At 72.0% G+C, this 25,336-nt stretch carries 23 protein-coding genes, 1 tRNA gene, 1 rRNA gene and 1 pseudogene; 10 read left to right on the forward strand and 16 right to left on the reverse strand.

Features of this window, described 5'->3' with window-relative positions; all coding sequences use genetic code 11:
* The first annotated feature begins 121 nt into the window (after nucleotides 1-121).
* Complete coding sequence (locus J7E22_RS03690) at nucleotides 122-958, forward strand: DUF72 domain-containing protein (protein ID WP_214979039.1); 837 nt, start codon at nucleotides 122-124, stop codon at nucleotides 956-958.
* On the opposite strand, the gene J7E22_RS03695 is transcribed toward J7E22_RS03690, so the two are convergent.
* The 6 genes from J7E22_RS03695 to J7E22_RS03720 form a co-directional block, all read right to left on the reverse strand.
* Entirely contained in the window at nucleotides 948-1,583 is a 636-nt protein-coding gene (locus J7E22_RS03695; RefSeq protein WP_214979040.1) for an MBL fold metallo-hydrolase, read from the reverse strand. The two genes, J7E22_RS03690 and J7E22_RS03695, sit on opposite strands and share 11 nt — an antisense overlap.
* A gap of 135 nt (nucleotides 1,584-1,718) precedes the next feature.
* A complete protein-coding gene (locus J7E22_RS03700) occupies nucleotides 1,719-2,726 on the reverse strand; it encodes a LacI family DNA-binding transcriptional regulator (protein WP_214979097.1) in 1,008 nt (335 codons plus the stop codon).
* A gap of 20 nt (nucleotides 2,727-2,746) precedes the next feature.
* Nucleotides 2,747-3,070 (reverse strand): hypothetical protein, encoded by a 324-nt coding sequence (locus J7E22_RS03705; RefSeq protein WP_214979042.1) that lies wholly within the window; start codon nucleotides 3,068-3,070, stop codon nucleotides 2,747-2,749.
* 5 nt (nucleotides 3,071-3,075) lie between these two features.
* The gene (locus J7E22_RS03710) at nucleotides 3,076-3,987 is read right to left on the reverse strand and encodes a carbohydrate ABC transporter permease (protein ID WP_214979045.1); all 912 of its coding nucleotides are present in this window, start codon (nucleotides 3,985-3,987) and stop codon (nucleotides 3,076-3,078) included.
* The gene (locus tag J7E22_RS03715) at nucleotides 3,984-4,961 is read right to left on the reverse strand and encodes a carbohydrate ABC transporter permease (protein ID WP_214979099.1); all 978 of its coding nucleotides are present in this window, start codon (nucleotides 4,959-4,961) and stop codon (nucleotides 3,984-3,986) included. Before J7E22_RS03715 ends, J7E22_RS03710 begins: the two co-directional genes overlap by 4 nt.
* A gap of 162 nt (nucleotides 4,962-5,123) precedes the next feature.
* Entirely contained in the window at nucleotides 5,124-6,407 is a 1,284-nt protein-coding gene (locus tag J7E22_RS03720) for an ABC transporter substrate-binding protein (RefSeq protein ID WP_214979047.1), read from the reverse strand.
* 284 nt (nucleotides 6,408-6,691) lie between these two features.
* On the opposite strand from J7E22_RS03720, the gene J7E22_RS03725 reads away from it, so the two are divergent.
* The 5 genes from J7E22_RS03725 to J7E22_RS03740 all read left to right on the forward strand — a co-directional run bounded on the left by J7E22_RS03725 (nucleotide 6,692) and on the right by J7E22_RS03740 (nucleotide 11,300).
* The gene (locus tag J7E22_RS03725; protein ID WP_214979049.1) at nucleotides 6,692-8,059 is read left to right on the forward strand and encodes a glycosyltransferase family 2 protein; all 1,368 of its coding nucleotides are present in this window, start codon (nucleotides 6,692-6,694) and stop codon (nucleotides 8,057-8,059) included.
* Nucleotides 8,060-8,188: 129 nt separating this feature from the next.
* Nucleotides 8,189-8,344: a hypothetical protein gene (locus J7E22_RS03730; protein WP_214979051.1), complete on the forward strand. Its 156-nt coding sequence runs from the start codon at nucleotides 8,189-8,191 to the stop codon at nucleotides 8,342-8,344.
* Between the two features lie 183 nt (nucleotides 8,345-8,527).
* Nucleotides 8,528-8,650, forward strand: coding sequence for a hypothetical protein (locus J7E22_RS17840; protein WP_285439833.1), 123 nt, complete (start codon nucleotides 8,528-8,530; stop codon nucleotides 8,648-8,650).
* A gap of 2 nt (nucleotides 8,651-8,652) precedes the next feature.
* The gene (locus J7E22_RS03735) at nucleotides 8,653-10,113 is read left to right on the forward strand and encodes a lipopolysaccharide biosynthesis protein (RefSeq protein WP_214979053.1); all 1,461 of its coding nucleotides are present in this window, start codon (nucleotides 8,653-8,655) and stop codon (nucleotides 10,111-10,113) included.
* Nucleotides 10,110-11,300 carry a glycosyltransferase family 4 protein gene (locus J7E22_RS03740; protein ID WP_214979055.1) on the forward strand — a complete coding sequence of 397 codons (1,191 nt, stop codon included), beginning with the start codon at nucleotides 10,110-10,112 and terminating at the stop codon, nucleotides 11,298-11,300. Before J7E22_RS03735 ends, J7E22_RS03740 begins: the two co-directional genes overlap by 4 nt.
* A 46-nt stretch (nucleotides 11,301-11,346) precedes the next feature.
* On the opposite strand, the gene J7E22_RS03745 is transcribed toward J7E22_RS03740, so the two are convergent.
* The gene (locus tag J7E22_RS03745; protein WP_214979058.1) at nucleotides 11,347-11,571 is read right to left on the reverse strand and encodes a hypothetical protein; all 225 of its coding nucleotides are present in this window, start codon (nucleotides 11,569-11,571) and stop codon (nucleotides 11,347-11,349) included.
* A 61-nt stretch (nucleotides 11,572-11,632) separates the two neighbouring features.
* On the opposite strand from J7E22_RS03745, the gene J7E22_RS18095 reads away from it, so the two are divergent.
* On the forward strand, nucleotides 11,633-12,199 hold the full coding sequence (locus J7E22_RS18095; protein WP_308159140.1) for an AAA family ATPase: 567 nt from the start codon (nucleotides 11,633-11,635) through the stop codon (nucleotides 12,197-12,199).
* Nucleotides 12,200-12,307: 108 nt separating this feature from the next.
* Here the strand turns inward: J7E22_RS18095 and J7E22_RS03755 are convergent.
* Nucleotides 12,308-13,126: pseudogene (locus J7E22_RS03755) on the reverse strand (helix-turn-helix transcriptional regulator); the annotation flags it as partial.
* 68 nt (nucleotides 13,127-13,194) lie between these two features.
* On the opposite strand from J7E22_RS03755, the gene J7E22_RS03760 reads away from it, so the two are divergent.
* Nucleotides 13,195-13,977, forward strand: a complete 783-nt coding sequence (locus J7E22_RS03760) for an SDR family NAD(P)-dependent oxidoreductase (protein WP_214979062.1) — start codon at nucleotides 13,195-13,197, stop codon at nucleotides 13,975-13,977.
* Between the two features lie 19 nt (nucleotides 13,978-13,996).
* On the opposite strand, the gene J7E22_RS03765 is transcribed toward J7E22_RS03760, so the two are convergent.
* The 4 genes from J7E22_RS03765 to J7E22_RS03780 form a co-directional block, all read right to left on the reverse strand.
* Nucleotides 13,997-14,845, reverse strand: coding sequence for a PIG-L family deacetylase (locus J7E22_RS03765; protein ID WP_251008705.1), 849 nt, complete (start codon nucleotides 14,843-14,845; stop codon nucleotides 13,997-13,999).
* A gap of 19 nt (nucleotides 14,846-14,864) precedes the next feature.
* Nucleotides 14,865-15,836, reverse strand: a complete 972-nt coding sequence (locus J7E22_RS03770) for a glycosyltransferase family 2 protein (protein WP_214979066.1) — start codon at nucleotides 15,834-15,836, stop codon at nucleotides 14,865-14,867.
* The gene (locus J7E22_RS03775; protein ID WP_214979068.1) at nucleotides 15,833-16,657 is read right to left on the reverse strand and encodes a glycosyltransferase family 2 protein; all 825 of its coding nucleotides are present in this window, start codon (nucleotides 16,655-16,657) and stop codon (nucleotides 15,833-15,835) included. The genes J7E22_RS03770 and J7E22_RS03775 overlap by 4 nt, the downstream gene beginning before the upstream one ends.
* A gap of 362 nt (nucleotides 16,658-17,019) precedes the next feature.
* Entirely contained in the window at nucleotides 17,020-18,438 is a 1,419-nt protein-coding gene (locus J7E22_RS03780; protein WP_214979071.1) for a glycosyltransferase family 2 protein, read from the reverse strand.
* Between the two features lie 311 nt (nucleotides 18,439-18,749).
* Between J7E22_RS03780 and J7E22_RS03785 the strand changes: the two genes are divergently transcribed.
* A complete protein-coding gene (locus J7E22_RS03785; protein WP_214979074.1) occupies nucleotides 18,750-20,939 on the forward strand; it encodes a hypothetical protein in 2,190 nt (729 codons plus the stop codon).
* A complete protein-coding gene (locus tag J7E22_RS03790; RefSeq protein ID WP_214979076.1) occupies nucleotides 20,929-21,816 on the forward strand; it encodes a glycoside hydrolase family 16 protein in 888 nt (295 codons plus the stop codon). Before J7E22_RS03785 ends, J7E22_RS03790 begins: the two co-directional genes overlap by 11 nt.
* Before the next feature lie 474 nt (nucleotides 21,817-22,290).
* On the opposite strand, the gene J7E22_RS03795 is transcribed toward J7E22_RS03790, so the two are convergent.
* From J7E22_RS03795 to rrf, 4 genes are all read right to left on the reverse strand, one after another.
* Nucleotides 22,291-22,362 (reverse strand) — tRNA-Gln (locus J7E22_RS03795).
* A 45-nt stretch (nucleotides 22,363-22,407) separates the two neighbouring features.
* Nucleotides 22,408-23,385 carry an NAD(P)/FAD-dependent oxidoreductase gene (locus J7E22_RS03800; RefSeq protein ID WP_214979079.1) on the reverse strand — a complete coding sequence of 326 codons (978 nt, stop codon included), beginning with the start codon at nucleotides 23,383-23,385 and terminating at the stop codon, nucleotides 22,408-22,410.
* An 11-nt stretch (nucleotides 23,386-23,396) separates the two neighbouring features.
* Nucleotides 23,397-24,884, reverse strand: coding sequence for a glutamate--tRNA ligase (gene gltX / locus J7E22_RS03805; RefSeq protein ID WP_214979081.1), 1,488 nt, complete (start codon nucleotides 24,882-24,884; stop codon nucleotides 23,397-23,399).
* A 173-nt stretch (nucleotides 24,885-25,057) separates the two neighbouring features.
* Nucleotides 25,058-25,174, reverse strand: a 5S ribosomal RNA gene (rrf, locus tag J7E22_RS03810).
* Nucleotides 25,175-25,336: the final 162 nt, after the last annotated feature.

The following is a 25,336-nucleotide window of genomic DNA, read 5'->3' on the forward strand; positions in this document are numbered from 1 at the left end:
CCGCTATACGATGGGGCCGCTCCGACAACGTCGACAAGTATGGCACAGGAGCACCGAAGCACCAAAACGAGGCGTGTCGCCGGCTGTGCCGCGCATTCCGGCGCGGGCATACGGTGGGCCGATGACCGTTCGGACCGGCCTGTCGGGGTGGCAGTACGACGCGTGGCGGGGCGACTGGTACCCCGCAGGACTCGCGAAGCGCAGGTGGCTGGAGTACGTCGGCCAGCACTTCCCCACGGTCGAGGTCAACGGCTCCTTCTACTCGTTGCAGCGCCCCTCGCGCTACCGTGCCTGGCGGGACGCCGTGCCGGACGACTTCCGCTTCGCGCTCAAGGGCGGGCGGTACGTCACCCACATGCTCCGCCTGCAGCACGTCGAGACCGCGCTGGCGAACTTCTTCGCCTCGGGTCCGCTCGCGCTCGGCGAGACCCTCGGCCCCGTCCTGTGGCAACTCCCGGAGCGGCTCGTGCCGGAGCCCGACGTGCTCGACGCGTTCCTCGCGCAGCTGCCGACCACGCACGCGCAGGCCGCCGACCTCGCTGCCCGGCACGACGAGAAGGTCCGCGAGCCGCTCACCACCACCGAGACCCCGGCGACCGTCATCCACCACGTCCTCGAGGTCCGGAACGCGCAGGCGGTGTCCGACGAGCACGTCGCGGTCCTCCGTCGGCACCGGGTCGCGCTGGTGGATTCGCACGCGGGCGACTTCCCACGCTTCACCGTCGACACGGACGCTCCGCTCGCCTACCTCCGGCTGCACGGGGCGCCGCACACCTACCACGACGGGTACTCCGAGGGGGCCCTCGAGGCGTGGGCGGCGACCATCGCGGAGCACGTCCGCGCGGGCCGGCAGGTCTGGGTGTACTTCGACAACGACGCCGAGCGGCACGCTCCGTGGGACGCCGAGCAGCTCCAGCGGATGGTCGGCGACGGGACGATCCCGACGCTCAGATCGTGAGGGTCTCGCCGGGCCGCAGCACCACGACCTCGCCCGCGGGTTCGACGACCTCGCGCATCCGGGCGACGTGCATCGCGAGACCGACCTCGGACAGGGTCGCCTCGTGCACGGGGTACGCACGTCGTGGGGCGACGTCGGCCAGGTAGTCCATCAGCTCGCCGATCTTCAGCCAGGGCGCGCCGACCGGGGTCGCGAGGACGTCGACGGGCACCCCGGGCACGGTGTAGGCGTCTCCCGGGAAGAACAGGGCGCCGCCGACCAGCACGCCGGTGTTGTCGACGACCGGGACCGAGGCGTGGATGAGCTGGTGGCGCGTCCCGTGGAAGGTGAGGTCGAACGGGCCGACCGTCCGGTGGTCCCCGTCGGTCACCACGTCGACCTGGATGCCGTCCGCGGCGAGCGCGCCCGCGACCCCGGCGGGCCCGAGCACGAGGGCTCCGGGGTTCGCGGCGAGGATCCGGTGCACCTGTTCGGCCGTCACGTGGTCGGGGTGCTGGTGGGTGACGACGACGGCCACCACGCCCGTCACGTCGACGGGCGTGGTGAAGGTCCCCGGGTCGATCACCAGGCGCTGGTCGGCCTCGCTGACGATCTGGCAGGCGTGTTCGAGCTTGGTGACCTCCATGCCGGCGACCGTACCCGCGGCGGAGACCGCCCGCCTGACCCAGCCGGACGGCCCAGCACCCGCCCGACCGCGCCGGACGGCCCAACCCCGCCCGTGCCGGACGGACCAGACCCGCCCCTGCCGCACGGCGCTGCGCTACCGCCCCGCCCGCACCGGCCCCGTCGTCGACCGGATCACCAGGTGCGCAGGCTCCGGCGGCAGCGAGACCGGGGCCGCACCGTCGATCTCCGCGATCATCACCTGCGCCGCCCGCCGCCCCTGCGCCACCGGGTCCTGCGCGACGGTGGTGAGGCCGACCGTCGCGCCGTACTCGTGCCCGTCCACCCCCATCACCGAGACGTCGCCCGGCACCGACAGGCCGGCCCGCTGCGCGGCGAGCAGGACCCCGAGCGCCATCTCGTCGGACGCGCAGTACACGGCGGTGGGCAGGTCACCACCGGCGAACAGGGCGGACGCCGCCGCCGCTCCCCCGGCGAACGAGAACCGTCCGTCCAGCAGCCACCGGTCCGGCAGCGTCAGTCCGCGCGCCTGCACGGCCTCGACGAAGCCGTCCCGTCGCAGGTACGGCACAGCGACGTTCATGCCGTCCTCGTCCTGTCCGCCGATGTACGCGATGTCGCGGTGCCCGAGGCCGTGCAGGTGGTCGACGGCGAGCCCGGAGACGACGACGTCGTCGACACCGACGTTCCGGAGCCCCGGCGCCGGTCCGCCGATGACGATCATCGGGTGCCGCGAAAGCTCGAGTTCGGCGCGCTCGGTCTCGTCGAGCACGAGCGACAGCAGCACGAGCGCGTCGACCCGGTGCCGGAGCATGGAACGACGGAACGCCCGGTCGCGGTCGCCCCGTGGTCCGCCGAGGTTGTAGAGGACCAGGTCGTACCCGGCCCGTCGCAGTTCGGCGTCGACCCCGCACAGCGCCTTGACGTAGAACCAGCGATCGATCACGGGGACGACGACACCGACCGCACGCTGCCGTCCGGTGGCGAGACCGGCCGCCGCCGAGCTCGGGACGTACCCGAGTTCGTCGGCGACCCGCCGCACCTGGTCGATCGTGGTGTCGGCCACGCTCGACATGCCGCGCAGGGCGCGGGACACGGTGGACTTGGACAGGCCCGTGACGGTCGCGATCTCCTGGATGCCCATGACCACGGCCGGGAGGCGCGTCAGCCGTCCGCGCCGCGGGTCGCGTCCGCCCCGTGACGGGTCGGTTCCGCCGCGGCGTGGACGATCGTGACCGGTGCAGCGGCCGCCGTCCGCACGATGGCCCGCTCAGCGTCGGCCGTCCGTCGGAGCACGGACGTCCGCCACCGGTTGAGCGCGAGGACGCCGAGCACGCACACGAGCAGGGTGAGTGCCCAGGCGAGCGCCGGACGCCCCGTGACCTCGCAGAACACCGTGATGCCGAGGAACAGCACCCCGAAGCAGCCGACGAAGCCGATCGCTTCCTCGATCCGGGTGGTCGGCCGGATCGGCGCGCGTTGTGCCACGGTCGTCAGCCCTTCACGCCACCGGCGGTGAGGCCGGCCACGATGCGGCGCTGGAACAGGAGCACGAGGATGACGAGCGGGATCGTGACGATCGTGCCCGCGGCCATGATCGCCGTGTACGGCTCCTGGTGCGGCTGGGACCCGGCGAACGACGCGATCGCGACGGTGACGGGCTGGGTCTTGTCCGACGACAGCTGGGACGAGATGAGGTACTCGTTCCAGGACGAGATGAACGCCAGGATCGCGGTCGTGAACACGGCGGGGGCGGCGAGCGGCAGGATGATCCGGCGGAACGCCTGCACGCGGGTGCACCCGTCGATCCGAGCCGCCTCCTCGAGGTCCCACGGCATCTCGCGGAAGAACGACGCGAGCGTGTAGACCGTCAGCGGCAGCACGAACGAGATGCTCGGCAGGATGAGCGCCTGGTAGCTGCCCATCCACCCGATGTCCGTGAACAGCTGGAACAGCGGGGAGATGAGCGCGACCCCGGGGAACATCGACGCGGCCAGGATCGCACCGGCGATGAGGGACTTGCCCTTGAACTCCAACCGGGCGAGCGCGTACGCGGCGCTCGTCCCGACGAGCAGCGCGATGATCGTGACCGTGCCGCCGATGATGACGCTGTTGATGAGCGCACGGCCCAGGTGGTTGCCGAGTGCCGTGGAGAACGCGGTCGTGTAGTTGTCGAGCGTCACGTGGGTGGGCCACGGGGTGGCGTCGAACGTGAACCCGACGTCGCGGAAGCTCGTCACCACCATCCAGTAGAACGGCAGCAGGCACCAGACGGCGATGACGACCGCCTGGATGCCGGTGCGGAGCTTCTGTCCGGTGTGGCGCTGTACCCGGACGTCGCTGCGGTCGACCGCGCGGTCCTGTGCGCGGGCCGCCGAACGCGGCCGGTCTGCTGCGAGTGTCACTTGAGTTCACCCTTCTGCAAGGCGTTCTGCGTCTGCACGACGTTGGCTCCGAGGAACCGCACGAAGATGAACGCCACGATGAAGATCACCAGGAACGTGATGGTGGACAGGGCCGACGCGGAGTTGAAGCCCTGCCGGATCTGGTCCACGACCAGGATCGACAGCGTGGTGGTCGCGTTGCCGGATCCCCCACCGCCGCCGGTGAGGATCTGTGGCAGGTCGTACATGCGCAGCGCGTCGAGCACGCGGAACAGGATCGCGACCATGAGCGCCGGCCGCACGAGCGGCAGGGTGATCTGCATGAAGCGCTGCACCGTCGAGGCGCCGTCCATCTTGCCGGCCTCGTAGACCTCTTCGGGGATCAGCTGCAGGCCCGCCAGGATGAGCAGGGCCATGAACGGGGTGGTCTTCCACGTGTCGGCGATGATGACCGCCCACCGCGACGACCACTCGCCGCTCGTCCAGAGGATCTGGTGCCCGAGGACGTGGTTCAGGACGCCGTTCGCGTCGAAGATGAAGTACCAGAGCTTCGCGGTGACGGCGGTCGGGATGGCCCACGGCACGAGGATCGCAGCGCGGACGAGCGCGCGGCCCTTGAAGTTGCGGTTCATGATGATCGCCATCCACACGCCGATCACGGTCTCGAACAGGACGGTGACGACCGTGAAGAAGAACGTGTTGCCCATCGACACCCAGAACTGGGAGCCGAGGCTGCCGGGCGGGCAGGTGGTGGTGCCGCACTGCTGGCTGAGCCAGTGCAGGTAGTTCGTGAGGCCGGCGAAGCCGCCCTGCACGAACAGGCCGGTCGCCTTGTCGAGGCCCTGGTCGAGCTGGAACGACTGCAGGATCGCGCTGACGACCGGGTAGCCGATGACGACGGCGAGGAGCACGATCGTCGGGCCGATGAGGTACACGGCCCACCGGCCGTGCTCAGCGTTGAGCCCGCCCTTGCGTCGGGTCTGCTTGGGCTCCATGCCCGTGGGGTTCGGGATGGCGGCGGGGATCTCGGTTGCTGCTGACACGTGACGGCCTCCTTGCCGGGGGTGTCGGAACGCAGGATGGGGCGGACCTGGAGGCCCGTGGCTGGCTCAGCCACGGGCCTCCAGTCCGGTGTGGCGGCGCGGACGCCGCCCGGGTCAGCTCCCGCTGTTGGTGGCGGTGGTGAGCGCGGCCTGCATGTCCTTCAGGGCGGCGTCGACGCTCTTGGAGCCCTTCAGGGCGGCGTACGTGTTGTCCTGGATCGCCTTGGTCACGGCCGGGTAGAACGGCGTGACCGGACGGGGCTCGGCCGACTGGATCGACTTGAGCAGCGTCGGCAGGTACGGCAGCTTCGCCGTGAGCGCGGAGTCCGTGTAGAGGTCACCGACGACGGGGGCGAGGGAGCCCTGCGTCGCGAAGAACTTCTGCGTCTCGTTGGACTCGAGGAACTCGAGGAAGTCGTGCGCCGTCGCCTTGTGCTTCGAGTACACGCTGATCGCCGCGTTGTGGCCGCCGAGCGTCGAGGCGCCCGTGCCGTCCGCACCCGGGATCGGGGCGATGCCGAAGGTGTCCTTCACCTTCGACGAGCCGTCGGCCTTCGCCAGGCTGTACACGTACGGCCAGTTGCGGAGGAAGAGCAGCTTGCCGCTCTCGAACGCCGTGCGGCCCTGCTCCTCCTGGTAGGTGATCGCCTCGGCGGGGATGTTCCCGTCCTTGAAGGCGTCGACCAGGTTCTGCAGACCGGACTTGGCGGTCGACGAGTTCACGTCGGGCTTGCCGCTCTTGCCGAGGATGGACCCGCCGGAGCCGTTGATCGCCTCCGAAGCGTTCACCGTCAGGCCCTCGTACTTCGCGAACTGTCCCGCGTAGCAGCCGATACCGGCCTGCTTGGCGATGGAGCAGTCCTTCATCATCTCCGCCCAGGTGGTCGGCGGCGTCTTGACGAGGTCCTTGCGGTAGTACAGCAGCGCGCCGTCCGAGGTCTGCGGCGCGGCGTAGAGCGTGTTGTTGTAGGTCGCGGTCTTCACCGTGGCGGGCAGCAGCTTCGACGTGTCGACCTTCATGCTGCCGGTCAGCGGGGTCAGCCAACCCTTCGCGGCGAACTCCGCCGTCCACACGACGTCGACGTCGACCACGTCGTAGCCGGAGTCCTTCGCCTGGAAGTGCTGGACGAGGTCGTCGTGCTGCTGGTCGGCCTGGTCGGACTGCTCCTTGAAGGTGACCTTCTCGTTCCCGTGCGCCTTGTTCCACTTCGCGATCAGCGGGCGGACGACGTTCGAGTTGTCCTTGCCCTGGACGTACGTGATCGGTCCGCGGCTGTCCTGGCCGTTCTTCGAGTCGTTCGACGCCGAGCTCCCGCTCGAGCAGCCGGTGAGCACGAGGCCGATGACGGCGACCCCTGCGACCGATGCGAATCGCACCTTGGCCCGTGTTGTCTTCACAGCGTTGTCTCCTCATTGAGATCACCAGGCGGCGTCGATCGGGTGACGACGACGCTTCCTGCAGCAGGCGCCGCTGCCTGCTGGTGGAGGAACGTACGCCCGCTGCTGGGGTTCCGCAACCGGTTGCACTGGTTCGGTGACCGCAGCGTGACCTTCTGGGGCAAGGTGAGCGCTCACCCACGTTCGGGGCACACGCGGACGCCGGTGCGGGGTTCCGCACGAACCCCGCCAGGGGCGTGCCCGGGCGTTGTCCGAGCCGTGCCGCCCCCCGTAGCGTCCCGCACATGGCTCCTCGCTCCGCCACCGTGCTGCCCGCTCCCCGACGGGTGATCGACGTCGACCTCGACGCCCCACTCCCCCGGTTGGTGGCCGACGAGACCGGGTCGTCCGCGCTCGTGATCGGGTACCGGAACGGACACCCGACCGGCACGCTCGACGTCCTGCTGACCGATGACCCGGCCGACGCGGAGCACGCACTCCGGGCCCTCCGTGGGACCGTCGCCGCGGCGCTGCCACCGGTCGCCGACCACCTGCTCCCGAGCATCTCGGTCGTCGTGTCCACCGTCGTGGACCGTGTCGAGGACCTCGGCCGGTTGCTCGACGTGCTCGAGCACCAGGACTACCCGCGGCACGAGGTCATCGTCGTCGACAACCGTGTCCGCGTCCCGGCCTCCGACGCGCTCCCCGCCCTCCTGGAGGGGCGGGGCGTCCGGCTCGTCACCGAACGGCGCCCTGGCCTGTCCGCCGGACGGAACGCCGGTGTGGCCGCCTCGACCGGCGAGGTCGTCGCGTTCACGGACGACGACGTCCGTGTCGACCCGGACTGGCTGCGCGCGATCGGCACGCGGTTCGTCCGCGAGCCCGAACTCGACGCCGTCACGGGCGTGATCCTGCCCGTCGAACTCACCACCCCTGCCCAGATCTGGTACGAGGCGTACTACGGCGGGTTCAGCGGCGAGCGCACCTTCACCCCCGTGACGATCGTCCCCGACGACGTCACGGGCACGATGCGGCACGCCCGCGTCAGCGCGGTCCGGCCGGACGGCACGGTGGTCAAGCACTTCGCGGTGTACGGCATCGGCGCGTACGGGGCCGGTGCGAACATGGCCTACCGGCGGAGCGTCATCGACGCCGTCGGCGGGTTCGACACCACCCTCGGTGCCGGGTCGCCCGCCCGCGGTGGCGAGGACCTGGCGATGTTCATCGACACGCTCTGGCGCGGCGGACGGATCGGCTTCGAGCCGCAGGCGGTCGTGCACCACCGGCACCGGCAGACGATCGAGGACCTGCACAAGCAGCTGCACGGCAACGGCGTCGGGTTCACGGCGCTGATGTGCGCGCTCGCTGCGAAGGACCGCCGCCACGTGGCCGTCCTGACACGCCTGATGCCGCTCGCGGCGACCGTCAAGACGAAGCAGGTGCTCGCGAAGCTCACCGGGCGGGCGGAAGCGGCCGCCCCCGCCCCCGCCGAGGACGGCGGAGCGAACGCGGTCCACGCGGCGAGCGCCGCGGGTGCGGCGAGCGCCGTCGGCGCGGTGCCGCGATCGCTGGCGTACCACGAGCTCCGCGGCTTCCCGGCCGGACCGGCGGCGTGGTTCCGCAGCCGGCGACGGTGGCGGGACGTCGAGGCGGGCCGGTACCGGGCCTCCTGACCGGACGCGGGCGGGACCGCCCGGAGAGGGATCAACGGACTGACCCGCGTCGGTGCGTCGCGACGCGCCACGCCGCGCTTCGCGGCTGCGGACAGGTGCGTCGAGCCCGACCCCGTAGGATCGGCTCCGATGACCACGCTCCGGGAACCGATCGCGCTCCGGCCCCGCGCGCAGACCGAGACGGCCACGTGCGTCTGCGGTCACGAACAGGCCGCGCACGAGCACTACCGGCCGGGCAGCGACTGCGCCCTCTGCGACTGCCCGAAGTACCGGCGACGCCGCTGATCCCGCCCTGGTGATCCGGGCTTGACCCGGGCCTGATCCGGGCCTGATCCGGGCCTGATCAGGGCCTGACCGCACGCGCAGGGCGCTCCCGTTCGGCGCACTCGTGCGGGAAACCGCTCCTTCCCCGCAGGGGGCCCGACCCCCGCTTGTCGGCCTCGGAACGGCACGGTTAGCGTTCGGTACATGGCCATCCCTCCCCCGACCTCGGCTCGGCTCGTGCCCTCCCACCCGGCACAGCTGGCCGCTCTCCGAGGCCGCGCTCGCGGGCTGCGCGATGGCTGGACGGCCGAGGTGATCGCCTCGTGACCATGCCACCGCAGACGCGACGCGAGGCGAAGGCGCACGCCGAGGCCAGGGGCGTCGTCGTGCAGAAGCGCGCGACCGTGCTCTTCAGCCGCGGGCTGCTCTACGTCGTCGTCTGGTCGATGCAGCTCGTCGTGAGCTCCCTCATCTCCCCGATCCTGGTGCACCTGATGCCGCCGTCGGAGTTCGGCGTGCTCGCGTCGGCCATGGCGATCTTCCAGGCACTCGTCGTGCTGGCCGTCGCGGGCCTCGACCAGGCAGCGGTCCTGCAGCGCGCCGAGGACGGCAACGACCGCAAGGCCAGGGGGCTGCTCGCCGTCGGGGTGACCACGGCGGTCGTCATCGCCGTCACCGCCGCGACCACGGTTCCCCTGTGGGGCGACGTCGCCGGGTTCGTCAGCGCCCGCCCGGTGCTCCTCGTCGTCGTCCTCTGGACCGGGCCGGCCGCCATCGTGCAGCTGTGCCTGTCGTTCCTCGTCGCGCAGGACCGCCTCCGGGTCTTCGCGGTGACCAGTCTGCTGTCCTCGGTCGGCGGCTCGGTCATCGGGTTGGCGCTGCTCACGCTGCTCCACGGTGACGCCACGACGTACGCGTGGGGCACGGTCATCGCGCAGACCGTGGCGATGGTCATCGGTCTCCTGGCCGCACGACCCCGGCTCGCCGGACTCCTCGACCGACGGACGAACGCGCGTGCGTTCCGGCTCGGCGTGCCCGTCGCCTTCGGCGCGCTGGCCTACTTCGTCCTGAACGCCGGCGACCGCATCGTCGTGCAGCGTCTCCTCGGGCCGGAAGAGGTCGCGCGCTACCAGATCGCCTACGTGGTGGGCTCGGCGGTCATCCTCCTGCTGACGTTCACCAACCAGGCGTGGTCGCCGCACTTCGCGGGGCTCCGGGACGCCGACGCCCGCCGCGAGCTCGCCATGCACGCCCGGGACCAGCTGTACCTGCTGCTCGCTCCGGTGCTCGTCGCCGTCACCCTGGTCTCGCCGATCGTCCTGCCCATCCTGGCTCCCGCCTCGTACCGGGTGCACGGTCTGACCGTCGTGGTCTTCGTCGTGGCCCTCACCGCGTTCCCGGTGGTCGCCAGCGGGGCCACGGACCCGCTGCTCATCGTCGAGCGGCGCGGCATCGCCCTCGGCAGCATCGCGGCCATCGCCGCCGTGGTGAACATCGGGGCGAACTTGGTCCTGGTGCCGCGTCTCGGCATCGCCGGCGCGGGCATCGCCACGGTGATCGCCTTCATCGTGGTCGCCGGCCTGCAGCTCGCCGTGCTGCGGGACCGCCGCGAGTGGCGTGGGCCCCGGTTCCGCATCGTGCTGATCGTCGCCGCCTCGATCCTCGTGTCCGCGGTGTCGGTCCTCGTCCCGCAGGACCTCGTCTGGAACTGCGTCCGGGTCGTCGGCATCATCGCCTGCCTGCCGTTCTTCGTGCACCGTCTCCGGGTCGCGAGAGGGGGACTCGCGTGACCATCCCGAGAGCCCTCCGCATCGGGGTCGTGACGAACGGCCTGCCGATCATCGGCGGCGTGGAACGCTGCGTCCTCGAGGACACCCGCGAACTCGTCGAGGCCGGGCACCACGTCGAGGTGTGGCACCGACCGGCTCGCTCCGGTCGACCGGACGACGGCAAGGCGCCGTACGACCGGATCGGTGTGCCGACACACCTCGCGAGCGACTACCGGTTCAGTGTCCGGACCGCGCCCCGGGACGTCCTGCGGTTCGTCCGCGAGGGACTCCGCATCCGTCGGGCACACCTCGACGTCCTGTGGCTCAACCGCCCCGAACACCTGCTCTGGGGTCGCGTGGTGTCGACGATCGCCGGCGTGCCGCTCGCGGTGCACCTCCACCACGCGCCGAACTACCGACGCGTCGCCCCGTTCGCGGGCGGCCGCACCCACTTCTTCGCGGTGTCCCACGTGATGGCACGGGCCTGGGCCGACGTCGGGGTACCCGCCGACCGCATCACGATCGTGCCGAACGGCGTCGACACCGCCGCGTTCCCCTCCGCCACACCGGCCGAGGTCTTCCGCGCACGCCGCGCCCTCGGGATCGACCTGACCGTGCAGACGGTGCTGTACTACGGGCGGCTCACCCGGGCGAAGGGCGTCGTGGCCCTCCTGGAGGCATGGGGTCGCGTCCTCGCGCAGGTCCCGGCCCGGCAGGCGGCCGCGGGTGGCGGGACGTCCGAGCAGCACCTCGGCGACCCGCTCCTCGTCCTCGCCGGTCCGCTCGTCCCCGACGACGCACTCGACGTCCGCCGGGCGATCGCGTCGCTGCCCGCCGGCTCGGTCCTCGTCCTGCCCGAGCGGGACGACGTCGTCCCCCTCCTGCACGCCGCCGACCTCGTCGTGGCGCCCTCGATCGAGCCGGAGGGCTTCGGTCGGGTGGTCGTCGAGGCCATGTCCGCCGGGCACCCCGTCGTCGCGTCCGCGGCGGGTGGGACCGGCGAGATCCTGGCCGGGGAGTGGGCCCGGTTCACGGTGGACCCGCTCGACGCCGACGCCCTGGCGGGGTCCGTCCTGCGGGCCCTCGGCGAGGTCCGGGAGTCACCGTCGCTGAGCGTGCGGTCGCGGGCGTTCGTCCGGGACCACCACGGTCGCGCCCAGCACGTGTCCGCGCTCCTCCGGGCGCTGCTCGAGCACGCCCAGCGCTGAAGCGGACGGCCGCTGGCGACCGGTGCCTCCCAGGACCGGGGACCGGTCAGCGTCGGGTGCGGCCCCGGAGGAAGTACCACACCGGCAGGATGCCGGCCGAGTTCACCGTGACGAGCGCGATCGCCCAGCGGCGCTTCGTGCCGGTCACCTCGCTCGGCCGTCGCTGTGCCAGGTCGAGGAGCGCGGCGATCTTCAGCCCTGCCTCCACGCCGGCCAGCAGGAGCACGGCCGGGCGGAGCCGGCGCACTCGTCCGTCGTCGGTTGCCGTCATGACGACAGCGTGCAACCGGACGGCCGGATGCGCAAGGCCCAGGCGACTAGCGTGCGGGAACGTGAGCGCATCCGACGTCGTCATCGTCACGGGGCCTCCCGGTGCCGGGAAGTCCACCACGGCGCGCGCCCTCGCGACCTCATTCCCCCGTGCGGTCCACCTGCACACCGACGACTTCTGGCACGCGATCGTCGCCGGCGGGATCGCGCCGTACCTCCCCGAGTCCGACGAGCAGAACCAGACGGTCCTGCGCGTCGTGCGGAACGCGGCAGCGACGTACGCCGACGGCGGCTTCGTGGTCGTCGTCGACGGGGTCGTCGGCCCGTGGATGCTGCACCACTTCCGCGAGCCAGGGACCGGCACCGGCACCGGCATGCGGCGGTTGCACTACGTCGTGCTCCGCCCGTCACGCGACGAGACCCTGCGGCGTGCGGTCCACCGCGCCGAGCCGGGGGCACTCGTCGACGAGGCGCCGATCGCGTCGCTGTGGGGACAGTTCTCGGATCTCGGCGCTCTCGAGGGCCACGTGCTCGACACCACGGCGCAGACCCCGTCGGAGACGCTCACGGCGGTGCGTGACGCGGTCGACAGCGGTCGGTTCCTCCTGCCGTCGACGCCACACGTGTGACGGCGGTCGCGGTCGCGGTCGCGTCATCGTGACCCGTGGCGCTCCGTGCGGTCCCGTCGGGCGGACGCCGACGCCGCTGCGTCCGCGTGCAGCGCCCAGCAGGGCCAGGGCGTCGGCGTCGCGCGACCCGGCCGCCGCCGTGTACAGCACGAGGTGCTGGTCCTGCTCGGTCAGCGCCATGCTGTCGCAGTCGACCGTGACGGGCCCGACCTCCGGGTGGTGGAACGTCTTCTGCAGCACCGGGGCGGCGTGGACGTCGTGCCGCTCCCAGAGCGCGGAGAAGTCCTCGTTCCGACGCAGCTCGTCGAGGAGCTCGGTCACCGCGGGGTCCGACGGGTACCGGGCCCCTGTCGCCCGGAGTCGCATCACCACGTGCCGCCGGAACTCGCTGCCGTCGGAGATCCCGAACGGCTGTGGGTCCTCGCGGTCGTCGCCGGTCGGGAACGCGCGGCGCGCCAGGTTCCGCTCCGCGGGCGTCCGCTGTCCGAAGTCCTCCATGAGCGCCGCCGCGAGTCCGTTCCAGGCGAGCACCTCGAACGTCGCCGAGATCACGATCGCCGCGGTCTGCGGCAACCGCTCGACGACCGCCAGGATGCTCGGCCGGACGTCCCGGCGGACACGACCGTCGTGCAGCTGCGCGGTGCCGGCGAGCAGGTGCAGGTGCTCCGACTCCGCGTCGGACAGGCGGAGCCCCCCGGCGATCCCGGCGAGGACCTCGGCTGACGGCCGCGGTGCTCGTCCCTGCTCGAGACGCACGTAGTACTCGGTGGAGATGTGGGCGAGGACCGCGACCTCCTCGCGGCGGAGCCCCGGCGTCCGGCGTCGTGGGCCGGACGGAAGCCCGACGTCCTCGGGTCGGAGCCGTTCGCGCCGGGAGCGGAGGAACGCCGCGAGTTCCTGCTTGTCCATGCCCCGATCCTCCCCCATCGACGCCACCGGATCCTGGTACCGATCGTCCCTGCCTCCGGTCGACGGTGCGGCCGCACGCTGTGACCATGACCAACGACACGAACCACACCCCCATCGGCCTGCTCACCGGCAAGGTCGTGCTCATCACCGGAGCCAGCCGCGGGATCGGCGCCGCCGCCGGCCGGCTCTTCGCCCGTGAGGGCGCCTCGGTCGTCCTGACGGCCCGCCGCGCCGACGCCCTCGACACCGTGGTGGCGGACATCCGCGCCGCCGGGGGCGTCGCCGACGGTGTCGCCCTCGACCTCGCCGACCCCGACAGCATCCGCGCCGCGGTCGACCGGGTGGAGGCGCTGCACGGACGTCTCGACGGCGCGTTCAACAACGGGGCGGCGATCCAGCAACCCGGACCACTCGACGACACGAGCGACGAGGACATCGACACGCAGTTCGCGGTCAACTTCCGCGGGCACTGGGTCGCGATGACCGCCGAGGCAGCGCTCATGCGCCGGAGCGGGGGTGGTGCGATCGTCAACACGTCGAGCATCGGCAGTCGGCGCGCCAACCCCGTGTTGCCGGCGTACGGGGCCATGAAGCGGGCCCTCAACAGCATCACGGAGACCGCCGCCGTCACCTGGGCACCGCAGCGGATCCGCGTGAACGGCATCACCCCGGGCGGGACCGCCACCGAGATGATCGAGGCGTGGGAGGCCGCCACCCCTGGCGTCACGGAGCAGCTCACCGCGTCCGTGCCGCTCGGCCGGATGGCCGAGCCGGCAGAGGTCGCCGAGGTGGCCGCGTGGCTCCTCAGCGACCGGGCATCGATGGTCACCGGCGCGATCGTGCCGGTCGACGGCGGCGCCGGGGCCTGACGCACGACCGGTCAGCGCGTCACGCCGCGGTGTACTCCCGGCGCAACCACGACCCCTCCGGCCGGACCGCGCAGGACTCCGGGGTGGAGCAGGTCTCACGGTCGAAGGCGGCGTACGTGAAGAACGCCGCGGACTTCTCCTCGACCTGCTCACTGCTGAGGTTCACGGGGCGGCCCGCGATCGGGTACCCGACGTGCCCCGTGAAGCTGTGCTGCCCCGCGTAGCCTCGGCGGGCCTCGTCGGCGAGGTACGCGACCGTGTGGTGGTCGCTGTGGTCGCCGTCACCGTACGACCCCACGTGGTCGAGGGTGAGCAGGGCGGTCGGCGCGAAGGCGTCGACGAGCCCGGCCAACACGGTCCGGAGCTCCTCCACCGTGAACGTCCCGGGGTGGTCGGCGCCGCGGACGGTCCGGATCCGGTCGAGCGACCCGTCGTACAGGCGCTGCAGACTGCGGCGACGCGTCCGCCAGAACCCCGAGCCGTCCATGTTGCCGTCCGGGAGCTGCAGGAACACGATGCTGATCCGGGGATCCGTCTCGAGCGTGTCCACCCGCAGCGTCCGACCAGCCACCGTGACCGTGCTCGTCGACCACCGCGACGCGACGCCGGCGATGCTGGCGTACGACTCCTGCAGGCCGACCTCGCGGGGCCGCCAGTACGAGGACGTCCGGCCCGCGTCCCCGGCCGTCAGCACGACGGACCGGAGCGTGTGTCCGGCCGCGACGTGCTGGCGGAGCCGGGTCCCGGCGAACAGCAGGTCGTCGTCGGCATGGGCGACGATCGTCAGCACGCGCTCGGTGTCGCCGGCAACCGGTTCCCGATCCGCGAACGGGTCCGGGGACGGGCCCGCGCTCGGGTGTGCGTCCATCACGAGTGCTCCTCCGGGCTCAGGACGTCCGGACGGACTCGCGGACGGGTGCCACCGGAGCGGGGGCGCGGACCACGACGGACCCGAAGACCCGGCCGATGCCGTAGCCGAGCACGGTGCCGACGACGGTGGACACGATGGCGACCGCACGGGTCCCGCCGCCCCGACCGAGGGCGCCGAGCTCCCGGACGAGTGCGCGGGGCAGCACGCGCGTCAGGTACGTCGATTCGCTCGAGAGCGAGTCGCGCGCGCCGACCCGACGGCTCAACACGGCCTTGGAGATGCCCTCGTAGTAGCTGCGGCGACGGACGTAGCGCATGGTGACGCGGTCCGGCGAGACCCGGTGCGACACGTTCGAACGCGGTTCGTAGCGGATCCGGGAACCCGGCTGCTGCTGCGCGATGCGGATGCAGAGCTCGGTCTCCTCGCACCCGAGGGGCTGGTTCCCGACCCGGCCGATGCCGGAGCGGAAGCCGCCGGCGGCGAGCACCACGTCGCGCCGGAAGGCCATGCTCGACCCGATCACGTTGCGGACGTCGGCGGCCTCGGCGGGGAGTCCGGCGTAGCTGCAGCCGACGATCCACAGCAGCTCGTCCGGGTACGGGCCGGCTCCGGTCGCGGTCGGCCACGAGGGGGTCGCACGTCCGCCGACGCCGACGACGTCGGGCAGCGCGAGCGCCTCGACCATGTGCGCGAGCCAGTCGCCGTCCGCCGTCGCGTCGTCGTCGAGGAACGCCACGACGTCGGCCTCGGCGAGGGCGACGCCCGTGTTCCGCGCTCCGGAGAGCCCGCGGTCCTCGGCGTTCGGCACCACGCGGAGCTCGGGCCACCGCGCCTGGGCGCGGAGCAACAGCTCGGGCTCGTGGTCGATGACGACGATCACCTCGGTCGCCTCCGGCTGCCGCTTCGCCGACTCGACCGCGTCCTGCAGGTCGCCCCATCGCTGCTGCGTGTACGCGCAGATGACGACGGCGACGGTGGGCTGCGTCACGCTGCTTCCTCGTCCAGCGCGCGCACCGTCGCCGGCACGACCCGGCCGGGCAGGGGCGCCAGTCGGGCACGGGCCTGCGCCTGGGCGGCGCGACGACGCTCGTGCATGATCGACTTCAGCACGCGGATGCCGTCGCTGATCGCGTTGAGGTTGCTGTGCCCGTGCACGCGGAGCTTCTCGTGGCTCGGCACCTCGGCGATGGAGAGCTCCGCGGCCGACCAGCGGCACGTCAGGATCGTCTCGATCTCGAAGCCGTCGCCCCAGCGCATCGACCCGTCGGTCGGCTGCGGGAGCGTCGAGGACAGCAGGCCGATCTTCGGCAGCGTGTCCGCCCAGAAGGCGTTGTAGCCGTAGCAGAGGTCGGTGTACCGGGCGCGGAGCAGCAGGTTCGAGATGAGGTTGAGCCCCCGGTTGCCGAGGCTGCGCACGATCGTGATGTCGTCGCTGCCGCCACCGAGCGAGTAGCGGGTGCCCTTCGCCACGTCCGCGCCGGCCACGAGGGCGTCGACGAACCGCGGGATCTCGTCGGGGTCGGCCGAGCAGTCCGCGTCGAACATGACGACGACGTCGCCCGTGACGGCCTCGAACCCGCAGACGAGTGCGTTGCCCTTGCCCTTGCGGGTCTGCTGCACGACCTTGATGCCCGGCATCAGGCGCTGCGCGGTCGCGATCGTGTCGTCCACCGAGTTGCCGTCGACGAGGATCACCTCGTACACGGGCGGGAGCTTCGGGAGGATGATCTCGAGGTTGCGGGCCTCGTTCCTGGCGGGGATGACGACCGAGACCCTGGGGTCTCGAGGTCGGGCGGTACTGGCGGACATGGTGCTCCTGTCGGGTTCAGGCTGCATTCGGATGTGACCGCGAGGAACTGCTCCGCCGCTGGGTGGGCGACGAGTGGACGCGGGTGGTGCTGCGTGCGGCGGGAGGGAGTCCCGCGACCTGCCCTGACGGGCGTGGGTACGCCGTTCCCGGGCAGTCCCAACCTTCGTCGGGGGCGGGAGCCTGGTCAATGCGCCGGGGGCTGCGTTGCGGGCCACCGATGGCGGATACGGAAACCCGCAACGGCGGGACCGGACGGCGTGTCGGCCCGGACGGGTCGGTTCCGAGGGGCAGGTCGGTGGCCCCAGTGGACGGGAGGCCCGTGGCGGCGCTGCCACGGGCCTCCCGTCCGGTACGTGGCGCGTCAGGACCGCACGGCGGTCGCGCCGGACGCGCGCTGCAGGGCGGCCGCACGCGCCAGGACGGTCCGCCGGGACCGCGCGTAGCGTCCGACGCCCCGGGCCACGGCCCAGAGCTCGACCCACCGCACGCGGGCGACCTCACGCTCGAACGCCGCGTCCGCCCCGACGACCGCGGCCGGCGGCGTGGCGGGGCTGGTCGTGGTGGGACCGGTCGGGGTGGGACCGGTCGCGATGGGATCGGTCGTCGGGTCTCCCGCTGCTGCCGGACGCATCGCCTCGCCGACGAGCAAGTGCCGGACCGCCCGCGGCGCCCGGACGAGCGCCATGCCGAGGGTCCGGGGACGCAGGGCGGTCTTCGTGAGCCAGGCGCCCAGCCCCGTGCCGTAGCCGGCGGCCTGGGTGCGGAGCGCGCGGACGTCCGCCCGGTGCCGGTGCCACACCAGCGCCGCCGGTTCGACGACCAGGGCGGACCCGGCCAGGACGACCCGCGAGAACATGTCGATGTCCTCGCCCCCGCCGGTGACCGTGCCGACGCCGAGGGCCTCGTCGAACCCGCCGAGCCGGGTGAGCGCGTCGCGCCGCATCGCGAAGTTCGCACCGGTGCCGTAGTCGCCGACGGAGAACGGGAAGAGCGGCCGGTCCGCGGGCGGCGTGGCGAGCCGGTAGACCCGCGGCACCAGGTTGCGCGACCACGTGACGCGGTCGTCGAAGTAGCGCTGCGCCGGGGTCCGGAGCTCACCGCTCGCGACCAGTCCGCTCACGCAGTCGACGTCGGCGCCACGGGAGAACCCGGACGCGATCGCGCGCAGCCACCCGCGGTCCACCACGACGTCGTCGTCGGTGAAGGCCACGATCTCGTGCCGTGCGGCGCGCACGCCGGCGTTCCGTGCGGTGGAGAGGCCGGGCGTCGGTTCGCGGACGTAGCGCACCCGTGGGTCGGTGAAGACCGTGGTGACGAGGTCACGGGTGGACTCGTCCGAGGGGGCGTTGTCCACGACGACGATCTCGAAGTCGGGGTGGTCGAGCGCGAGCAGGGAGCGGAGCGCTCCCTCGAGTTGGTCGGCCCGGTCGCGGGTGCAGAGGACCACGCTGGTGCTCGGCAGCCGCACCGGCACCGGCGGGTGTTCCGCCGGGGGCAGCGCGGAGATCGCGCGCCGCAGCGCTCCGGCGGTGAACGTGCCGTCCTGCAGCGGCAGGTCGACGAACCCGAGGGGCGCCGTGCCGTCCCGGACCAGCAGTCGTGCGGTGGCGTGGCCGTCGGACGCGTCGAGGCCGATCACGGTGTCGGCGTCGGCCGGGACGTCGCGGACGTCGAGGCCGCCGACCCAGACGGCGCCGGACCACGTCGGCGCTGCGTCGCTCGCCATCGGGCGCCGGAGCACGACGCGGGGCTGCAGCGGTCGCGGAGCGGTGTCGGGCATGGCGGGAGCCGATCGGTTCGTGGGGCGTGCTCGCCCGGCACCGCGCAGGGTGCCGCCCGAGCACCGGACTCGTCCACCGTCGCGGTCGGGCACCGGAAGGGTCAACGCGACCGTCGAAGCGTGCGGTTTCGGGCGACGGCCGACCGGCAGCGATGCGCGATCCCGCAATGCCGCAGGCCGTCCGCACTTCCGACACCCTCCACTGCCGGAGGCCAGCGCCGCCCGGTTATCGTCGCCTCACACCCTGGCCGCAGCTTCGGCCCCGACCCGAAGGGACGCCCGATGCGTCTGTTGATCGCGGTGGTCGATCTGTGACCGCCACCACGACCCCGACCCGGTTGTCACTCCGCTCGGACACCCGCCGGATCCCCCGCTCCCCGCTGCCCTCCCTGGTGGCGGCGGTCCTCGCCTTCGCAGCGATCCTGCTGATCGCCACCGGCGCGACCGGCACCGTCCGCACCGCGGTCGTGCTCGTGGCACTCCTCGTGGTGCCCGGGCTGCCCGTCGTGCGGCTGCTCGGGGTCCGCGAGCCGGTGAGCCGCGGCGCACTCGTGGTCGCGACGAGCGTCGCGATCGAGGCCGTGCTCGCACTCGCGATGGTCTGGACGAAGCAGTGGACCCCGCTCCCCGCAGCCGGGCTCCTGCTCCTGCTGACCGGCTGGGTGTCCCTCGGCCACGGCGTCCAGACGGTCCGGACCGCCCACCGCCCCCTCGCCGGAGCGGTCGGCCGCGACCGCCTCGCCACCGCCGTCCTCGTCCGCTCCGTGGTCGGCGTCGGCGTCCTCGTCACCGGCATCGCGCTGTGGGCCGTGGGGAACGCGCAGACCGGCTCGTCGCCGCTCGGTGAGTGGGGCCTCCTCACCGCCCTCCCGCCGATCTGGTGGATCGGCGCCGTCGCGGTCATCGCCGTCGCCCTCGTGTCCCTCGTCGACCGGCGCTACCCGACGATCGTCCGCGCCGTCTCGGCCGCCGCGCTGCTCGCGGTGATGTACGGCACGACGAACCTGGTCGCCACCGAGCCCCGACCGCCGTGGGTCTTCAAGCACATCGCCGTCACCGCGTACATCGGGCAGCACGGGGCGGTGGACCCGTCCATCGACATCTACAACCGGTGGCCGGGCTTCTTCAGCGTCAGCGCGTTCCTCGGCGCCGCGACGGGACACCTCGACGCCATGGACCCGGTGCGCTGGGCCGAGCTGGCGTTCGCGCTCACCGACGGGGCCCTCGTGCTCGGGATCGGACGTGCGCTCGGCCTCCGCGGTCGCTGGGCCTGGGTCGCGGCCGTGCTGTTCAGCGCCGCGAACTGGGTCGGCCAGGACTACTACTCGCCGCAGGCGTTCGCGTTCATGCTGTTCCTGTCGACGGTCCTCGTCGCCCTGACCGCGCTCCGGCGCTCGCCCAACGCGATCGGACGCTGGGTGGCGACCACCGCCTCCCGGCTGTCCCGCGCACGACGTGCGCCGGTCGTCGAGACGGTCCCAACGCCGACCCGGACGGTCACGATCACCGCCGTCACGCTCGTGCTCGTCCTGCAGTTCGTGATGACCGCCAGCCACCAGCTCACCCCCTTCGTGGTGGTCGCCGCACTCGCCCCGCTCCTCGTGCTCGGGTTCCTGCGGCCCTGGTGGCTCGTGTTCCCCCTCCTCGCCATGCCCCTGCTGTACCTGGTCCCCAACCTCGGGTACATCGAGAAGAACTTCGGACTCACCACCGGGTTCGACCCGGTCAGCAACGTCACCGCGGCGTCGACCTCCATCGCCCTGCCGTCGATCGCGACCACCCTGCAGAGCCGGAGCGTCCTGGCGCTGACGGCCCTCGTCGCGGTCATCGCCCTCGTCGGACTCGTCCGCATGGTCCGCTCCGGGCACGTGCGACAGGCGCTCGTCGTCGCGTGGTTCGCCGTCTCCCCCATCGTCCTCGTGCTCGGCCAGAGCTACGGCGGCGAGGCGAAGTTCCGCGTCGTCCTGTTCTCCGCACCGTTCCTGGCGATCGCCGCCACCCGCGCCTTCCACGGCCGTGGCGTCCGGCTCGTCGCGATGGCGCTCGTCCTCACCGTGACCACGGGCCTGTTCATCGGCGCGACGTTCCAGGCGGAGCAGGCGAACCGCACCGCGCCCGGTGAGGTCGCGGCCGCGACCTGGCTCGACAGCCGGTTCGCCGCCGACGACAGCCTCACGACGGTCGGCACCTTCCCCGACATCCTCGGCCCCCACTACGACAACTACTTCCGGCACTGGGGCCAGGTCGCCACGCTCCAGGACGCCGCGGCGTACTTCCCGAAGGGGTTGACGCCCGCAGACCTCCGGACCGTCCTGGGCGACCGCTCGTTCGGCGGCGATTCCTGGCTCGTGTTCTCCGCCGGGCAGCGCGCCGACGCCATCGCCCGCGGCAGCGTCACCGGGGCGCAGATCGACGCGATCGAGCGGTCGGTCGCCAGCGAGGGGACCCTGCGGTACGACCGTGACGGCGTCCGCATCTACGAGGTGTCCCGTGCAGCATGAGCCAGGAGCCCGCCACCGGGTGACGTCCAGGCGGAGCTTCCTCCGCCGGGGCCTCGTGATCGCCGGCGGCGTCGGGGTCGCGGCCGTCGCCGGGACCGCGGCCGTCGTCATCCCGAGCCGCCTCGCGGACTCGAGCGCCCAGGCCGACCGGATGCCGACCGGAGCGGTCGAGTCGGAGGGCACCCGGTGGATCCCCTACCTGGCGGAGGACTTCGACCAGGACTCCACCGCCGGGCGCTTGCTCGCCGTCTACCCGAAGATGGCCGAGTACACCGGGATCCACGACACCTCCGGAAAGGGCCTCTACTCGCCCGACCAGGTCGTCTCCGTGCACGACTCGACGCTCGACTTCCACCTGCACAGCAGTGGCGCGCAGCCCCTCGTCGCGTCGGTCCTGCCGGCCGGGTACCGCTCGTACGTGCACCAGCGCGTGTCGATCCGGTACCGGGCGGACACGGTCCCCGGGTACAAGTTCGTGATGATCCTCTGGCCGCTGTCCGGCGACTGGAACGAGGGCGAGATCGACTGGCCCGAGGGCGACCTCACCGGCGACGTCCGCCCCGTCTCGGCCATCCCCGGCAGCTACGACCCGAAGAGCGGGAAGATGACCTTCCTGCCCCAGGACCCGACGAGCACGTCCGGCGGGCAGACGGACTGGCACACGGCCACCGTCGAGTGGACCGCCGACGCCGTCCGCTTCTGGTGGGACGGCAAGCTGCTGGAGACCGTCACCGGAGCGGTGCCGACCACGCCGATGCGCGTGACCCTGCAGGCGGAGACGTCGATCGACGACAAGCCGGTCCCGACGGACGCCGCGGGGCACGTGCTCGTCGACTGGGTGGTCGCGTACCGGCAGAGCGGTGCGGCTGCGTCCTGAGGGTCGCGACTCGTCGCGCTGACGGCCGGACGGGAGGCGCGGCACGGCGGCTCCTCGACGGTCGCGCCCCGTCGTTCAGGACGGCAGACCGGAGGCGCAGCGCGGCTGCGCCTCGACAGTCGCGTCCCGTCGTTCAGGACGGCAGACCGGAGGCCCAGCGCGGCACCGCCTCGAACGTCGCGTCCCGTCGCGCTGACGGCAGGCCCAGCGCGGCAGCCCTTCCAGTGTCGCGTCCCGTCCGACGGGACGAGTGACCGGGACGCGCAGCGTCCCCTGGGCGCGCGACGCGCACCAACCCGCGACAGCGCCGTCCGACCCTGTTCCCGCGTGACGGGGACTCCCCGCCCACGCACCGCGGTGGCGGCCCTGCGCCTCCTGAACGCGGTCCTGCCGACGCCTGGCAGGTCCGCCGACAAGCGAAGTCCAACGCCGATGCAAAAGGCCCCCGGGATTCCCGGGGGCCTTTCGTCAGAGCTGGGGTACCTGGACTCGAACCAAGAACGACGGTACCAGAAACCGCTGTGTTGCCAATTACACCATACCCCAAGAGGCCTCACGGCCTCGCGTCCCGGTTGCCCGGGGCACGATCAACTACTGTACAGCATCCCGGAGGCTTGCGAGACCACCGACGAGGTCCCGGTGCACCGCCGCCGCGGCCGCCGCCCCGTGCCCGGCGGCCACGATCAACTGCTCGGGCCCCGGAGGGGTGATGTCCCCGACGGCGTACAACCCCGGGACGCTGGTCCGGCCGACACGGTCCACCACGACGAGCCCCTCCTCGTCGCGCTCGACCGACGCGTCCAGCCAATCGAGGTCCACGTGCCAGATCGGTCGGACGAAGGCCCCGGTGCGCGGCACCACGTCGCCGTCTGCGAGGCGAACGCCCGTCAACCCGGACCGGTCCCCGTCGAGGTCCGCGACGGGCCGCTCGTCGAGCCGCACGCCGGCGGACGCGAGTCGCGCACGGTCGCCCTGGCCGACCCGGACGACCCCGTTCGTGAACAGCACGAGGTCGTCGGTCCAGGCCGCGACGAGCAGCGCGCGGTCCACCACGTCGTCGGTCTCCCCGATGAAGGCCAACGGCTGACCGGCTTTCTCGTAGGCGTCGCACTCCACGCAGCTGTGCACGCTCGCCCCGTAGAACGCCCGGAGGGACGGCAACGCGGGGAACTCTTCTCGGAGGCCCGTCGCGACGACCACCACCCGCGCCACGGCGGTCACCTGCGAGCCACGCCACGTGCCGTGCACCCGCCACACGTCGCCGTCCCGCGAGACGTCGTCCACGACGGCCTGGACCACCGTCGCCTCGTCGTAGGACGCGACCTCCTCGCGGCCGAGCTTCCGCAGCTCGAGCGGCGAGACACCGTCGCGCGTCAGGAACCCGTGGGACCGGAGCGTCGCGGCGTTCCGCGGCCGGTTCGAGTCCACGAGGAGGACGGAGCGCTTGGCGCGGACGAGGTTGAGGGCAGCGCTGAGGCCCGCGGGGCCTGCCCCGACCACGACCACATCGACCGTGTGGGCCGTGTGCTTCGCGGCGGCGGCTCCTGGCGGCGCCTGGTCGACGGTCACGTGATCGCCCGTCAGCGGTCCGCGAGAGACCGCAGGCGGGCAACCGTGGACGTCTTGCCGAGGATCTCCATCGACTCGAAGAGCGGTGGACTCACGCGCCGGCCCGACACCGCGACGCGCAGCGGGCCGAACGCCAACCGCGGCTTCAGTCCGAGGCCGTCGATCAGAGCCTCGCGGAGCGCCGCTTCGATCGCCTCGGTGGTCCAGTCCGCCAACGGCTCGAGCGCAGCGATCCCGGCGCGCAGCACGTCGCCGGCGTCGGCCTTGAGGGTGCCGAGGGCGTCCTCCTCGACCACGAGCGCGTCGTCGTCGGTGAACAGGAACCCGAGCATCCCCGGAGCCTCGCTGAGCACCTGCATGCGCTCCTGCACGAGCGGCGCCGCCCGGGTGAGCACCTCGAGCTCCGCAGGGGTCGCCGGGTCGGCGACGATCCCGGTCAGGTACGGCAGGAGGCGGTCCCGGAAGTCCTCCGGCGCGAGCAGACGGATGTGGTCACCGTTGATCGCCTCCGCCTTCTTCTGGTCGAACCGCGCGGGGTTCGGGTTCACGTCGACGACGTCGAACGCCGCCACCATCTCGTCGATCGAGAAGACGTCGCGGTCGGCACCGATCGACCAGCCGAGGAGCGCCAGGTAGTTGACGAGCCCCTCGGGGATCATGCCGTTCGCGCGGTGGAGGAAGAGGTTGGACTCCGGGTCCCGCTTCGACAGCTTCTTGTTGCCGTCACCCATCACGTAGGGCAGGTGCCCGAACACCGGAATGAACGTCGTCAGGCCGATCTCGTAGAGCGCCTCGTACAGGGCGATCTGACGCGGCGTCGAGGACAGCAGGTCCTCACCCCGGAGCACGTGGGTCACACCCATCAACGCGTCGTCGACCGGGTTCGTGAAGGTGTACAGCGGCTTGCCGTTGGGCCGGACGACCACGAAGTCCGGGAAGGTGCCCTGCTTGAAGGTGATCTCGCCGCGGACCAGGTCGGCGAAGCTCAGGTCGCGGTCCGGGACGCGGAGGCGGAGCGCCGGCAGACGGCCGGCGTCGCGGAACGCCTGGCGCTCGGCCTCGGACAGGTCCCGCTCGTGGTTGTCGTACCCCTGCTTCGGGTCCCGGCCAGCGGCCAGGTTCCGCGCTTCCATCTCCTCCGGCGTCACGAACGACTCGTAGATGTGGCCGGAGGCCTGCAGCTTCGCGATGACGTCCGCGTAGACATCGGAACGCTGGGACTGCCGGTACGGTCCGTGGGGTCCTCCGACCTCCACGCCCTCGTCCCAGTCGAGACGGAGCCACTGCAGCGCGTCGATGAGCTGCTCGTAGGACTCCTCGCTGTCCCGTGCGGCGTCCGTGTCCTCGATGCGGAACACGAGCTTGCCGCCGTTGTGGCGCGTGTACGCCCAGTTGAACAAGGCCGTCCGGATGAGCCCGACGTGGGGTGTCCCGGTCGGACTCGGGCAGAAACGGACTCGGATGTCGGAGCCGGTGGCAGTGGTGAATGGCGCAGTCATGACCATCCGATCCTACCGGCCCGCGCGCGTACCCTCCGGGCTGCACCGATCACCACGACGGGGCACCCGGCAGCGGCTCACCGGACCCCCTGCGGAGACATGAAGTGAGGCCTCACAAACGCAGAAAACCCCTGACCGGTCACGGTCAGGGGTTCCCTGGTGTTGCACGTTAAGTCCGGCGGCGTCCTACTCTCCCACAAGGTCCCCCTTGCAGTACCATCGGCGCTGAGAGGCTTAGCTTCCGGGTTCGGAATGTGACCGGGCGTTTCCCTCTCGCTATGACCACCGGAACACTCTCGACCCAGATCCCGGATCAAAACTGTCCCGCCAGCACACCCCGGCACACACGAATGAGAGCCTGGGCGTGGCGAAGTATTCAATTCTGATTCCCGATCATATATCGGGAACCACAAAGTGGACGCGAGCCCCACACCCAAAGGTGCGGGAAATAA

Origin of the sequence: Curtobacterium sp. ISL-83 (assembly GCF_018613895.1) — a bacterium.
Classification (GTDB): Bacteria; Actinomycetota; Actinomycetes; order Actinomycetales; family Microbacteriaceae; genus Curtobacterium.